The sequence below is a fragment of the Pseudoalteromonas sp. CO348 genome, assembly GCF_004208845.1.
GTDB classification, from domain to species: domain Bacteria; phylum Pseudomonadota; class Gammaproteobacteria; order Enterobacterales; family Alteromonadaceae; genus Pseudoalteromonas; species Pseudoalteromonas maricaloris.
In genome coordinates, this window is record NZ_SGPI01000029.1 from 199,241 (window position 1) to 213,488 (window position 14,248).

At 44.1% G+C, this 14,248-nt stretch carries 13 protein-coding genes and 1 tRNA gene; 7 read left to right on the forward strand and 7 right to left on the reverse strand.

Annotation, left to right across the window (positions count from 1 at the left end; translation table 11 throughout):
• Positions 1 to 123 precede the first annotated feature (123 nt).
• From cutA to EXT48_RS14815, 7 genes are all read left to right on the forward strand, one after another.
• Positions 124 to 444, forward strand: a complete 321-nt coding sequence (gene cutA, locus EXT48_RS14780; protein ID WP_039494127.1) for a divalent-cation tolerance protein CutA — start codon at positions 124 to 126, stop codon at positions 442 to 444.
• Positions 444 to 2,405, forward strand: a complete 1,962-nt coding sequence (locus EXT48_RS14785; protein WP_240703391.1) for a protein-disulfide reductase DsbD — start codon at positions 444 to 446, stop codon at positions 2,403 to 2,405. Before cutA ends, EXT48_RS14785 begins: the two co-directional genes overlap by 1 nt.
• Positions 2,406 to 2,600: 195 nt before the next feature.
• On the forward strand, positions 2,601 to 3,062 hold the full coding sequence (gene aroQ / locus EXT48_RS14795) for a type II 3-dehydroquinate dehydratase (RefSeq protein ID WP_010368763.1): 462 nt from the start codon (positions 2,601 to 2,603) through the stop codon (positions 3,060 to 3,062).
• A 19-nt stretch (positions 3,063 to 3,081) separates the two neighbouring features.
• Positions 3,082 to 3,543, forward strand: a complete 462-nt coding sequence (gene accB, locus EXT48_RS14800) for an acetyl-CoA carboxylase biotin carboxyl carrier protein (RefSeq protein ID WP_130126957.1) — start codon at positions 3,082 to 3,084, stop codon at positions 3,541 to 3,543.
• 20 nt (positions 3,544 to 3,563) lie between these two features.
• Positions 3,564 to 4,910, forward strand: coding sequence for an acetyl-CoA carboxylase biotin carboxylase subunit (gene accC, locus EXT48_RS14805; protein WP_010368767.1), 1,347 nt, complete (start codon positions 3,564 to 3,566; stop codon positions 4,908 to 4,910).
• 513 nt (positions 4,911 to 5,423) lie between these two features.
• Positions 5,424 to 5,500, forward strand: a tRNA-Ile gene (locus EXT48_RS14810).
• Positions 5,501 to 5,910: 410 nt separating this feature from the next.
• A complete protein-coding gene (locus EXT48_RS14815; protein ID WP_130164915.1) occupies positions 5,911 to 6,657 on the forward strand; it encodes a hypothetical protein in 747 nt (248 codons plus the stop codon).
• 43 nt (positions 6,658 to 6,700) lie between these two features.
• Here the strand turns inward: EXT48_RS14815 and EXT48_RS14820 are convergent, their stop codons facing one another.
• The 7 genes from EXT48_RS14820 to EXT48_RS14845 form a co-directional block, all read right to left on the reverse strand.
• Entirely contained in the window at positions 6,701 to 7,762 is a 1,062-nt protein-coding gene (locus tag EXT48_RS14820; protein ID WP_130164916.1) for a DUF6765 family protein, read from the reverse strand.
• 69 nt (positions 7,763 to 7,831) lie between these two features.
• Positions 7,832 to 8,911, reverse strand: a complete 1,080-nt coding sequence (locus EXT48_RS14825; RefSeq protein WP_069021378.1) for a prohibitin family protein — start codon at positions 8,909 to 8,911, stop codon at positions 7,832 to 7,834.
• Positions 8,908 to 10,569, reverse strand: coding sequence for a cyclic peptide export ABC transporter (locus EXT48_RS14830; protein WP_130164917.1), 1,662 nt, complete (start codon positions 10,567 to 10,569; stop codon positions 8,908 to 8,910). Before EXT48_RS14830 ends, EXT48_RS14825 begins: the two co-directional genes overlap by 4 nt.
• Positions 10,570 to 10,724: 155 nt before the next feature.
• Positions 10,725 to 10,901, reverse strand: a complete 177-nt coding sequence (locus EXT48_RS23735) for a hypothetical protein (RefSeq protein ID WP_017217212.1) — start codon at positions 10,899 to 10,901, stop codon at positions 10,725 to 10,727.
• An 80-nt stretch (positions 10,902 to 10,981) separates the two neighbouring features.
• A complete protein-coding gene (locus EXT48_RS14835; RefSeq protein ID WP_010607109.1) occupies positions 10,982 to 11,542 on the reverse strand; it encodes a YcjF family protein in 561 nt (186 codons plus the stop codon).
• A 266-nt stretch (positions 11,543 to 11,808) separates the two neighbouring features.
• Positions 11,809 to 13,185: a serine hydrolase gene (locus EXT48_RS14840; protein ID WP_130164918.1), complete on the reverse strand. Its 1,377-nt coding sequence runs from the start codon at positions 13,183 to 13,185 to the stop codon at positions 11,809 to 11,811.
• 81 nt (positions 13,186 to 13,266) lie between these two features.
• Positions 13,267 to 14,235, reverse strand: a complete 969-nt coding sequence (locus EXT48_RS14845) for a TauD/TfdA family dioxygenase (RefSeq protein ID WP_039494111.1) — start codon at positions 14,233 to 14,235, stop codon at positions 13,267 to 13,269.
• Positions 14,236 to 14,248: the final 13 nt, after the last annotated feature.

A 14,248-nucleotide genomic window follows, 5' to 3' on the forward strand; every position in this document is an offset into this window, starting at 1 on the left:
TCCAAATCTACGAAAGATAAATATGGGTGCAAAGGTCTTAATTCAAGCGATACAAGTAAGACGCTTTAGAAAAGAGGAGCTATCCGCTAAGATGCCATTACTAACCCTAAAATGGAAATGGCAATGGGCGTAAGATATAAACTCGTCTTATCTACATGCGATTCGGTTGCAGAAGCGCGTAAGATTGCAACGCAACTTGTAACGCAAAAACTTGCTGCTTGTGTGAACCTAATCCCAGCAGTGGAATCTATTTATGTTTGGGAAGGTCAGGTTGAACATGCACAAGAAACCAAGCTGTTAATCAAGACAAAATCCGAAAAACTAGAGCAAGTGATGGCTGCTATTCGTGACTTACACAGTTATGATGTCCCAGAAATTCAAGTCGTGGACGTCACCAGCGGCAACTTAGCTTATTTCAAATGGATGGACGAGGTATTATTGTAATGCGACTCTTAGTAGTTCTTTTCTCATTGCTGATGTGGTTTCCCGCGCAAGCAAACAATGCGGTGCTAGACAGCTTACTGGCTCCTAAGCAACAGACTTTTTTACCAGTAAAAGAAGCATTCAAGTTCGATTTTGACCAGCAAGGCAACACCTTGTTTGTAGGTTGGGACATCGCCGACGGCTATTACTTATATAAGAAGAATCTTCAAATTATCGCCAAACAAGCCGACATCCAAGTGCCACAGCTTGAAAAAGGGGAGATGATTGAAGATGAGTTTTTTGGTCGCACTGAAGTCTACTTTAATAACTTATCTGTTATCTCTAAGCTCAGTAATATCGAGCAAGGTGCAATCGTAAAAATACGCTATCAGGGCTGCGCCGAAGCTGGACTTTGCTACCCGCCAGAAATTGTAGAAGTGCCGTTAAGCACGATTGCAGGAGAAAAGCCAAAGACCACGCCAACCAAAGCTCCTGAAACAAAAGCACCTGAGACAAAAGCAGAAGCTCAAAGCGAAAGCGCGCCTGTGGATGACGATAATTTGTCTTTCACTGAGCAGTTAATGCAGCGCAGCTTACTTGCGAATATTTTGACGTTCTTTGGCCTTGGTATTGGCCTTGCGTTTACCCCTTGTGTATTCCCGATGTTCCCAATTTTGTCGAGCCTCATCGCCGGTCAACAAGGCCTTTCGACTAAAAAAGCCTTCAGTTTGTCTTTTGTTTATGTGCAAGGTATGGCGGTCACTTACGCTGCACTTGGGTTAGTCGTTGCGTATTTCGGTGGCCAAATTCAAGGCTACTTGCAGCATCCAGCGGTACTTATCAGCTTTAGTATATTGTTCGTCGCACTCGCGCTATCTATGTTTGGGGTTTACGAAATTCGTTTACCTAGCGGCATGATGGATAAACTCACTCAGCTCAGTAACAAGCAAAAAGGCGGCAATTACTGGGGCGTATTCATTATGGGTGTGCTTTCTGGACTTATTGCATCGCCCTGCACCACGGCTCCACTTTCTGGCGCGCTATTATTTGTCGCGCAAAGCGGTGATTATGTAGTGGGCGCGGTAACGCTATACGCACTTAGCTTGGGCATGGGCCTACCGCTATTACTGCTAGGTACCTCAGGTGGAAAATTACTGCCAAAAGCAGGTGGTTGGATGGATCAGGTCAAAACGCTATTTGGTTTTGTGATGCTCTTCGTACCGCTTATCCTTTTAGAGCGTATTGTAGACTTTGACATCATAGTACTAATGGCAAGTATTTTGGCTATTGCAACAGCTCTATATTTACACTTCTGGCAAAGCCAGCTTCAAGCAAGTAAAGGAAAGACTTTACTATGGACAATGGCACTTATGTTACTGATACCGGGTTTATTTGGTGTTAAAGACGCAATTATGCCTAAACAAGAGCCAAGTTTAGAAGCCAGTCTAATACAAACTCAATTACACGTGGACGAATTAGCCGCTGAGTTGGCTGCTGAGTTGACCGCAGTAAAACAACAGTTAGCAGAAAAGACGGCTGGGCTATCCGCAAAAGACCAACCAAAGGCGACTGAGTTACCAGCCATAAAGCAACCAAGAGTAAGTGGACTGCAAAAGTTTAGATTGATCCCTGATTTAGCTGCACTGCGAGAGGAAGTGATCAAGGCTAATGCTAAAGGCAAAGTGCCTATCGTTGATTTATACGCAGAGTGGTGTGTTGCGTGTAAAGAGTTTGAAAAATACACTTTCCCGAAACCTGAAGTACAAGCACAGTTCAAAGATTATGAGCTATTAAAGCTCGACTTGACCAAAGCCAATGACAACACCCAAGAGATCATGGAAGCATTTACGGTGTTTGGTTTACCGACTATTTTAATCTTTGATAGTCAAGGTAATGAGATGCTAACACACCGCATCACAGGCTTCTTAGACGCAAAAGACTTTGCTGCCCACCTAGAAAAGGCCAAGCAGGACGCAAAGTAACCATTTTAGGGGCAAGTACACTTGCCCCTCTTCCCTTCTGATTAGACCAGTATTTTGCTGCTATTTACCTCGAACTCTCTATAATACTCCACGAAATGGAGAAATATTTGCTATTTGCTGGAATTCGGCTTAAGTTAACAAGCCATACAGTCTAAATTTTTGGCTAATGCTTTAGTTAAAGGAAGTTCGCGTAATATGTCTGCAAAATTAAAGATTTTATTAGTAAACGGCCCTAATTTAAATATGCTAGGTCGCCGTGAGCCGCACAAGTACGGCACGCAGACTCTCAACGAAATTGTTGACGCATTAACTGAATATGCAGAAGCACAGCAAGTCAGCTTGTCACACATTCAAAGTAATAGTGAAGCGCAGCTAATCGAGGCTATTCACGCTCAATATGAACAATGCGATGCGATTATCATTAATCCTGCCGCATTTACCCATACGAGCATTGCCCTTCGAGACGCTTTACTCAGTGTGGACATCCCTTTTTATGAAGTACACATCACCAATGTGTACGCCAGAGAGCCATTTCGTCACAAGTCTTATTTTTCTGATGTGGCGGAAGGCGTGATATGTGGATTAGGCGCGTTGGGCTATCGTGCTGCATTTGATGCAGCGTTAGCGCAATTGCGAAAACAAAATAACTCAAATTAACTAACAGGCGGGTCATTGTATGGATATTCGCAAGATCAAAAAACTTATCGAGCTAGTAGAAGAATCAGGTATTGCAGAGCTAGAAATCACTGAAGGTGAAGAGTCAGTACGTATCAATCGCCACAGCAGTGCACCAGTTTATGCACAACCTCAACAATACATGGCAGCTCCAGCGGCACCTGCACCAGCAGCACCAACGGCAGCTCCTGCAGTAGAAGCTGCACCAGCAGAAAGCAGCGCACCTGCAGGTCACCAAGTTAAGTCTCCTATGGTTGGTACTTTCTACACAGCTTCTTCTCCAACAGCAGCGGCATATGTTGAAGTAGGTTCAAAAGTAAATGTTGGCGACACACTTTGTATCGTTGAAGCCATGAAGATGATGAACCAGATCGAATCAGACAAAGCTGGTGTAGTGAAAGCAATCCTAGTTGAAAACGGTGAGCCAGTAGAATTCGACCAACCGCTATTCATCATCGAATAATTACGCAGAAGGTCAACGTTATGTTAGATAAAGTAGTCATTGCAAACCGAGGTGAAATTGCACTTCGCGTATTGCGTGCCTGCAAGGAGCTAGGTATAAAGACGGTTGCTGTGCACTCAACAGCTGACCGCGACCTAAAACACGTTCTTCTTGCAGATGAAACCATTTGTATCGGAAAACCTGCGGCAAGCGAAAGCTACCTTGATATTCCTCGTATTATCGCGGCGGCAGAAGTCACAGACGCGGTTGCTATTCACCCAGGTTACGGTTTCCTTTCTGAAAATGCCGACTTTGCTGACCAAGTTGAGCAAAGTGGCTTTATCTTTATCGGTCCAAAGGGCGACACTATTCGCCTAATGGGTGATAAAGTATCAGCAATTGAAGCGATGAGAAAAGCAGGCGTACCTTGCGTGCCTGGTTCTGATGGTCCATTGACTGATGACAACGACCGCAACACGCAGATCGCTAAGCGTATCGGCTACCCAGTTATCATCAAAGCGGCTGGCGGCGGCGGTGGTCGTGGTATGCGTGTCGTTCGCAACGAAAAAGAACTTGCAAACTCTATCGCCTTAACACAACAAGAAGCGAAGCAGTTCTTCGGTAATGGTATGGTTTACATGGAAAAATTCCTAGAAAACCCACGCCACATCGAGGTACAAGTACTCGCTGACGGTCAAGGCAATGCAATCCACCTAGGTGAGCGCGACTGTTCAATGCAGCGTCGTCACCAAAAAGTAGTGGAAGAAGCACCTGCACCAGGGATCACAGCAGAAATGCGTAAATACATTGGTGATCGCTGTACTCGTGCATGTATCGAGATTGGTTATCGCGGCGCAGGTACGTTTGAATTCTTATACGAAAACGGCGAGTTCTACTTCATTGAAATGAACACCCGTATTCAGGTTGAGCACCCAGTAACAGAAATGGTCACTGGCGTAGACTTAATCAAAGAGCAACTTAAGATTGCAGCTGGCCAACCGCTTTCTATCACACAAGAAGACGTGGTGATCCGTGGTCACGCAATCGAGTGCCGTATTAACGCAGAAGATCCAGAGAACTTTATCCCTTCACCGGGTAAAATTACGCGTTTCCACCCCGCAGGTGGCCTTGGGATCCGTTGGGACAGCCATATTTACGCTGATTACACAGTGCCGCCACATTACGACTCAATGATCGGTAAGTTAATCACTTATGGTGAAAACCGTGATGTTGCGATCGCTCGTGCTAAAAACGCACTGAATGAACTAGTGATTGACGGGATTAAAACCAATACCCCACTTCACAAAAAGATCTTGTCAGACGAGAACTTCCAAAACGGTGGCACGAATATCCACTACCTAGAGAAAAAACTAGGCATGCACCAATAACCTAATTCGTTCTCCTAAAAGAGGCCGGCCAATTGCCGGCTTCTTTTATCTCTGCCCTACTTCCACCAAATACTACTAAATTCAACTTATCATAAGCCAACCTTACAGCTTGCTCATCTCGCGTTTACAGCAAAAATCCAACTCGAATTTTAAGTGACTCTATTTTTTACACTGCAAAACCAGACCAGTACTTACCTCACCATTTTAATGATCCGCACAGCGCAACACCCTCACCGCTACAACATTGGCTTAATATTGAGCAATCAATCCATTCGCCCCGACTTTTTCACGTTTTAATAGTGACAAGCCTGTTAAAAATTTTTATACTGCCTGCGCTTTCAGTGATTTACCTTTAAATCACTACAGCAAATAGCCCTATGGCTCAGTTGGGTAAACTTTCAAAGAAAGTTTACGTCGAGGAAGCGAAGGGATATTAGCGCAGCGACCCTGAGTGTTGAATCCGAGACCGGAACCAAGCTTCATGGACGAATATAACGCGCAAAAATACAAAATGGCCCTATAGCTCAGTTGGTTAGAGCGCACGACTCATAATCGTTAGGTCCCTGGTTCGAGTCCAGGTGGGGCCACCATTTTTCATACCTTACGTCTTTTGTACTCTTTTTTAACATACTACTGAAATCAATATTCAAAAGCTTATTTGATTGCAAACTATAAAGATATTGGCTCTTTAGCCCTAAATTTTAAAGTTGTACAGCTTCAATCCAAAAAACGGTACAAACACAACTGTCAATCCACATAATAAAATACTGAAACCTAGTAACTAGAGCTTCAGATGACCTGCATCTCCACCCACTTGAACTCCATTCATCTAACGCTGGCTAAACTCTAAGTATTTATATCCACATCACGTACCAATACAGATAGCGATTGCAGTAATTAGATAGTTGCCAAAACCAGAAAAATCAAAAAGTTGCATGAAGTTACATTTACCTTATATTGAGACTGAATAAAAAACAAACACAACTGTAAAGGAAAAACTATGGTTACATTCAACACTCGACTACTTGCTATGGCATTGGCTTGTAGTTCCACTTCTGTTTTGGCTACACAGGTATTTTATGATCAGGATGGTGCGGGAGATCATTCGCAGTATCAGGGCGCACCTGTTGATTTTATCTCAGCTCGTGCAGGCACAACTGAGTTCTTTAATGCGCTCACGGGCGGCTTAGCGGCGGATGAGTGCCATCAATTTGAAGTGGTTAATACACAAACCGGCGATTTGATTGCTCCTCTCACATTCAACGCGCCCTTTATTTCTGGCCCACTGCCTGCGGAGCATAAGCTGACAGAAAAGTCGGTTAAACTCAGCTGCACCTTACCCTCAGGTGAAGAGGCGATTGTTTATCACAAGATACCCAAGGCTCCCGCCGTTGTATGGCACAGTGAAATCACAGTGGCTGATTGGCAAACGCCGAGCAATGGCCCTGGGTATTTTGCGGATGTTCAATATACCGGCTTGATTAATATTAATAACAACTCGCACCAAGGCCTGTGCCATAAAACCAACTACGTCAGTGGTAACCCAGAATTTTTCAATGAAAGACATCAAGGTGGATTTTATAGTGATGTCTTGAATGTTGTGGGTGAGGCTAAATACAGTGGTTTTTATAAAGTACTGGTGACAGAATTAATTTGTAAAAACTCGGGTGGTACGACTCGCCTTGTTGAAACTTGGCATATTAACCAAAATTCACAATCCCGCGAGCTTTCTTCCGAGCTATTTTAAACACAAAAATGGTGCAGCCTTGCTGCACTTACTTTACTGAAGTTTAGCTCACACAAATTCCGTATTTGGGCAGAATATCATCAATGACACAGAGGCGATGCTTTTTGGCTGCATCGTGAAAATACTTCCAGTTAGAAGTTAGGAATTCACTGCGAAATGAATAGCTATCGTCATCACCTTTAGCACGGGTTGTACCTAGCGCTTGATGTTTCCACGACCCCTCACCTTTGGCAATGTAAGTTAGGGTATAACTTCCAAGTCCAAATCGGTTAGCTTCTATGGCATCAAGCCACAGTTGATGACGTTCTTCACCATCATCCATATCAAATTCAGCAAAGCACTGCGCTATTTCTTGCTTTAATGACTCACTCAAGCCACTGATAGCCTCGCCTCGATAGTCTTGATAGACTTTGCAAAGCTCATCGGCCGCGACCAGAAAATCGCTTGGATTATCTCGCACCACTTTCTCGCCCAATCCGTTGAAGTAACTCCACTGCTGATGAGGCTGATCAGGGTGAGAAAGCGCCTGCCCATGTCCTAAACTTGGAATATCATCTTGAAAAACACCAGAAAAGTATTCGCTTATTCGCTCGCGCCAAGTCTCTTCTGCTTCACCATTCAAGTCCATTATTTCAGTCACTTCATTGACTTCATGCTGTATGCCAGCAAATCCCTGGTGGCCCCAAGTATCAATAAAGACATGAGAGGTGATACCAAGGCGGTGCAGTCCATAAGGCCTATGCTTATCTGCAATACACTCAGCGACCATATCTTTTGCTACATGGGAATGTGGCTTACACACTAGCTTTTGAATAAAGGTGCCCGACGGATTTTGCCCAGCAGGTAAACCGCCGTTACCCGGTAGGAAATGAAAAGGTACCCACACTTTCATATTCTTTAAGCTGTCTAGGTTTTTATAATCGAGCATTTTATGAGCGGTTGCGATGCGCTCATAAGCAGCACCGTTATCAAACTTGATGTGACCATAGTTTGTTGCATCATCTACGTATTGTGCCGAGTGAGCAATAATTTCAGCCTCTTGGTCGGTGAATCCCGCCGCGCGTGCGACCACCCATGTCATGCCATGATGTAAATCAATTTGCATTTTTCGTTGTCCTTCTCTTTTCCTTTATCGCCACAGTGTAGTCCGTGATACTGAAAATGTAACTATTCCTTACTTTGATTTAGTCGCATTAGGCGTTTGTGGCTCTTGGCTTTGTGGATCCGTAGCATTTGGGTTAACCGAGGCAGGCAAAGCGGATGTGCTGCCCTCCGTATTTAAGATCAATGGTAGGCCATCTTTACCACTGCCTATTACCACCACTTTTGCGTTATTAGATTTCGCCAATTCTATGGTTGCTTCTATGCCGCGCCATCTTAGATAAGTTTCAGAGATCCCACCACTCACCGTTTCTTGAAAGTCGGCTATCCCCTGAGCTTCGGTTTTTTTTCGTTCTGCTTCTTTTTTGGCTACTTCTAAACGCATTTCATACTCTTGATTTAAGTACATCTGATTCACTTTGGAAATAATTGCGTTATGTACTTTATCTGGCACATCCACCTGCCGAATAAGCATATCGTCAAGGTTCACTAAGTTATGCCCTTGCATCGTGCTTTTCTCTTGCTCAAGAATTGTTTTTTCTTGCAGCTGTAGCTCCTTTAACACCGTATTCAATAGCCGAGCCTGAACTTCTAGACGCTGATGACCATAGACTTGCTCCGCGGTATAGTCAGATACAATCATGCGCACCGCAGAGGCAACCTCAGGGATCACCATTTCATCTAAATAATCCTCTCCAACTAATTTATGTAGGTACGGAATATGCTCCACTACAGGACGGTAACGTACGGTGATATCTAGCTGGATCCGCAAGCCCTCAGAGGTGATCGCATGTACCTGAGTAGTCGCGGTTTGGAATCGGCTCGAATAAATCGTCAATGTATCCCAAGGATAAACTAGCACCGTGCCCTCATAAAATGGATGTTCTACGAACGTACCACCGCCAATGCGCTTCCACAGTACTCCAACTTGACCTGAGTCTACCTTGATAAAAATGATTTTGACCAATGCAACGGCAATAAACAGTAGAATAAGTAACGTCACACCAGCGCGAAAACGCCAAGACAAAATACGCTTATGCCACTTGGGCTTGTAACGCTTTAACACCCGCATGAGCAAATTAGATAGGATCAGCGCCAGTATTAAGCCGCCGGCGACGAGTAAGGCAAAATCCCCTGAAATATTAATGTTCATGATGGTACTCCATTACTTTCACTGTCGTGGTGTGCTAACAACTGACCTTCCTCCATTTTTAAGTGCACATCGGCCAAATGGAAATAGGCATCGTCATGGGTGATGGCAATAATGGTATTACCACGCGCTTTTAAACGAGGTAGCACTTGTTCATAGAATTTTCGCCTAAAGATAGGATCTTGATCTGCCGCCCACTCATCAAAGATGTAAATGGGACGATTTTCTAAAATGGTACTCAAAAGCGCTAAGCGCTTGCGCTGACCTGACGATAGATCTATGGTGCTAAACGCCCCATTTTGAATACCCACTTTGGCGCGCATCTCTAAAAAGTCCAACCATTCGTCGATTTCTTCAGTACTCAAATCACGGATACCATAGAGCTGCTGGAACAAATGAAAATCCGCAAAAACGGCTGTGAATAAGCTTCGATAAGCAAGGCGATTATCTTCCGTAACCGCTTTGCCATTCAAAAGGATTTGTCCGCTCTGTAATTCATAAAGGCCAGTCAACATCCGTATAAACGTTGTTTTACCGCTACCATTACCACCGGTAATAAAAGTGGTTTTTCCTTGTTCAAAGGTGATATCCACCGGCCCCACAGCAAACGGACGATCGCTCGATTTTTTCTGATGTTGATAAAACGCCCCCGCTAAGGTGATGGCATTGAATGAGGTTAGGCTTTCACTCGGTTCAGGTCGTTTAACCTCTTGCTCATCTTGGACGTTTTTTAAATCGCGCTCCAATGCTAAGACGTTTTGCGCCGCCTCTGTTGCGGTGGTGAAAACGGGGATCCCACCAACAATACTGGTAATAGGGCCGATTAAAAATAGCGATGCGGTGGTAACTTTAATGACCACATCGGTATACACGTCAGAGAGCATAGGGACGATAAACACCATAGCGCCTGTCGCTGCGAAAAAGGTGATTTGCGACAGAATAAAGTCGGTCGCAAACAAGGTTTGGGTTTTGGTTTTTGCACGCCTTGCACGATTCGAATCACGGCGGTACTCATGTTCTAAATCTTCCGCTCTTGGCTCACTGAGCTTTACTTCTTTAAAGCCATCGAGCAAATCAGATAAGCGTTGAATAAGCTGATTTTCGCTTTCAAAAGAAATGCGCATGTTGCGCTGGATTTCATTGGCGCGTAAACGGTGAATACTGGCGCCGACCAAAATCAGTGTCGATATAACCATAAACGCCACAAAAGAGTGCCAGGCAATATAAAGAGATGTAAAAAACACCAAACTGATAGATTGACCAATGATCACAAACAGCTGCGCCGACTGAGATATGGTCTGTAACTCTTTGCTGATGGTATTAAAGATCCGCTCTTTGCCAATTTTCTCTAACGTTGACAGCTCGGTATGACGAATGCTTTCAAACAAATCGACTCTCAATTTATCTATGGCACGCTCCACCATTTGCGCGGCTTTAGTCATCAATCTTTGCTGAGTGAAACCATATATTGCAATCGTCAGTGTAAATAGCACCAAGTAGTAAAGAATATGATTTTCTTTATTAATATCAGAGATATTGGCTGCTACGTTGTTGATAAGCGCAAGCACCAACGCGTTGGCCAAACCAGAAATGCACCCCAGTGCAACAAAGGTCCTTTTCTTTATCTGAATATGTCGGCGAATTAATTCGTACAATACCATTGTTATTATCTTTTATTGTTATTGGGCTACCGCCCGCGCATGCTACTTAGCATAGTCCCTAAAAATCAAAACTGCCTGTTGGATTTAAATAAATATTGCATTAAAACATTAAGTTATATTTATAAATCGCCCAGTTTTACCGGCAATGTAAGATCTCATTCCTCGTCATTCACCTCTGTGGGCTTGCGCTTTTGCCCAACTAGTAAAATGATCAAGCCAACAATAGGCGTAAACATCAACGAAATTAAAAAGAAGCCCACAGGTCCGGCAAAGGTGTTTCGTCCCCAATAACCAGTTAAAATGCATAACACTAAATATAAAGCGATAAGCATAATTTTCTCCAAGTTGTTGATAAATTTGGTGCGAAGAATAAACCAGCAGTTGCCTGCCGGTTTATGTCAGCCAGTATCGGTTATACTGTGGCTTTTTCCGCTGTAGCTGTTGCGTCCGCATTCCCTTTATTTGCACGATACTTAGCTGCGATGTCTGCGATATCCCCTTTCATACTTGCTAGATTCAGGTCTATCAGCGTGCCGCCATTTTCAAAGTGTCGAACAAAAGTTGCGCCTACTGCGTGTGTTGATGCCGCAGACACAACTGGCATAAATGCGATTGCGCTTAACGTGCCAAGTACAGGAACCGCCTTCAAAAAGCTGCTTAGTCCCGCGCCCCCTAAGGTTTGTGGAAAAGAGCCGCCGATCAATGCGCTTACTGTGCCACGCAGCTTGTTGTCACCATATGATTGACCATAGACTTTTGCTACTTCGCCTATCATCTTCATTTGGATCCCTGTCAACGCCACTAAATCAACCGCAGGAACGGGAATAAACCCAGAGCCAAACGACCATTTTGTGTATTTGTCGACAATCAGCTGAGCAACGGCTGCTCTGTCTTCATCAGCAACAAGTTGTGATTCCTGTTGTTCTGGAGCGTCGCTCGCCTTGTCATCCTTCGCTGTTTTTGTCACTGCCATAATTCATCCTCTATGATTTATTTAAACAGTTGTCGAACTCATCAAGCACCATATTGGCACTTGCCCTAATACCCAAAATCAAACAAGCTGCACTTATTCAACTCTGAGTTTTACCGCCTTCATCCATGATGAAGAAGTAAACCTAAGAACAACCAAGGATTTGCACAGTGTCACAAATACAACTGAGCGAAACGTTGCCACCTACTGCAGGCGTTCTATTAATTTGTTTAACCGAGCGCGAAAGCTCGGTATTTTTCCCTACCGCGTTATGCCTGATTCAAATCTTGCTGGCATTGCTCGGTACGGTGTTTATCACTATAGAAGATAATGTTGCGGATCTCCTTGGCGATACAATCTGACTCAATCCCCTCTTTCACATAGTTGCTAAACACCATGATGCTTTGATCTCGTTCCAGTAAACGGGTGAAACTGGTCACCCATGAATAGGGGTAACTACCAGAGTACTGTAAAAATTTTTCATACATTCTGAGATTTGCATCAGCTGGGTTTTCGGGGCAATTTGCCACTTTGCCGTACTGGTTTGGGTCAACATAAGTGACAAACCAACCATAGCCATAGTATTCACACTCGTCGCTGCTACCAGTGTTAGAGTAAGGAGCAAAGGCCGCTAGTTTCTGGGTATCGTTTAAGATTTGAGTGCCATACAAGCCTTGATCCCATTTATGCATGTCTTCCACTGTGGAATACAAATCTCCAGCGGAATACAGTACCAAAGGGTTGCTATATGGATTCACTAAAATGTCTTCGTAAGGTGCAGGTCCACCTGTAGCTGGTGGACGACCATTGGCAAGGGGTAAGTATTGGTTTTGATTATAGATATAGCCTGTGGTCATATTTGAATAGACACCAATCGCACTGTAAGAGCCGCTGTCCGTCATGCTAAGCGGATTTAGAATTTGCTCTTGAACGATATTGGCAAACCAATACTCACGACCGATATTGCCTTGTTTGCCAGCCGCTAATTGCTCAATGATATTACCGATAAGATAGTAGTTACAGTTGCTATATTCATACTTGCTACCCGGGGTAAATGACGGTGAGCCACTTTGCCCCGCTTCGGCACCACAGGTGCAAAAGCGATTACTAAAATCTTCCGGACCGTTAAGATCTAGACTCGAGTTATATAAATAAGGCCGCCAACCGTAGTTATCGTATACGGCTTCGTTGTCGCTGTAGTTATTGATCCCAGACGACATGGTAAGCAAATGATGTAGCGAAACATCCGCACATTGGTTATCTGGGTACCAAGGCAAGTGATCGCCAATGGTTTCCTGCCGTAAGTCCTTACCATCTAACATCTGCATTAAAATAGCAGCCGAAAACGCTTTGGTATTGGAACCGATGCGATACTTGGACTTAACGCTGTTATCAACATCATATTGCATGTTCTGTGGTCCGCAGTTGGACTGGTACACCACCTTATCAACCGAGGTGATATAAACCGTGCCAAAGAATAGGTTGGCATCGCAATATTCCTTCACCACCGCCGCTATCATTTCTAATTGATTAGGCATAATGGTGTGATTATCTGCGATGCTCTTTTTCTGCAAACAAGAAGCCAGTGCTAAGGTGATGCAAAATAGCATCATCATTCTTAGCCGTAGTTGTATTAGCCATTTCATTTTTTCATTCCTTACATTGCCAACCACGTAACCACTAACAAATGTTGTTGCCCGACTTTCATCGGAATGAGTACCAACTAGTTATGCTGACGCGATATTTGCCATGCCAACTAGTACTTTACGAGTGCCTGTATAGGCCTCTCTGCCATGAGTAAACAGCATATTATCCAGCAGCAAAATATCGTTTCTTTGCCACGGGTAAGCGAAAGTGAGGTCTTGATAAACCTGATTGATAAGCTTGATGTCTTGGTCACTTATTTCGCTACCATCACCAAAAAAGGCGTTACGAGGTAAAAATTCGCTGCCGATACTGTCACGCATTTGTGCACTGAGTTGATTATCTAGACTCGAGCAGTGGAACAAGTGAGCTTGATTAAACCAAACCTTTTCACCACTTTTTGGATGACGCATGACCGCCGGACGCCATTGCTTGGTTTGTAGCCTTTTATCATCAAGCCAAGTAAATTCGATTTCATTTTTTCGACAATATTGCTCAACCTCGGCTTTACTCTCGGTCTGAAAAACCTCTTGCCAAGGTAGGTCGATATCACCGTAATTGCGCACGTACTGCACACCTAAACGCTCAAACTTGTCTCTTAATTCACTGGGAATACGACGATATACTTCACGGCTGTCGGCAAGTGGTGTGCACCCACCCGTGGTTGCTGGGATCACACAAAAAAAGCCCATTCGCATCGGCCAAACATTGGAGTAAGCATTTTCGTTATGCTGCAGGATCACTTGATCGGCATGATATTCCGTGGTGGTGTAAATATTGTTGTTCAGTGCCGTTCGTGGCGAAGAGCGATACACATACTGGCTTAAGCGCTCACCAAACAAGGTCTCAAGTATGGCGCTAAACTGATTCGTGCTCACAATATTTAAGCCACGAAGCAATGCAAAACCATCTCGCTCAACCCAGTTATTCACCTCTTGAACGTGGTTTTTCACCCATGCCATGCCGCTTTGTTTAACCTCAGATAAATCATGTATCCGAGAGTCTGCTGCAATCGTTGTCGGATCCAATTCCAAAGAAAGTGCGTGATCCATTGTTTTCCCATCC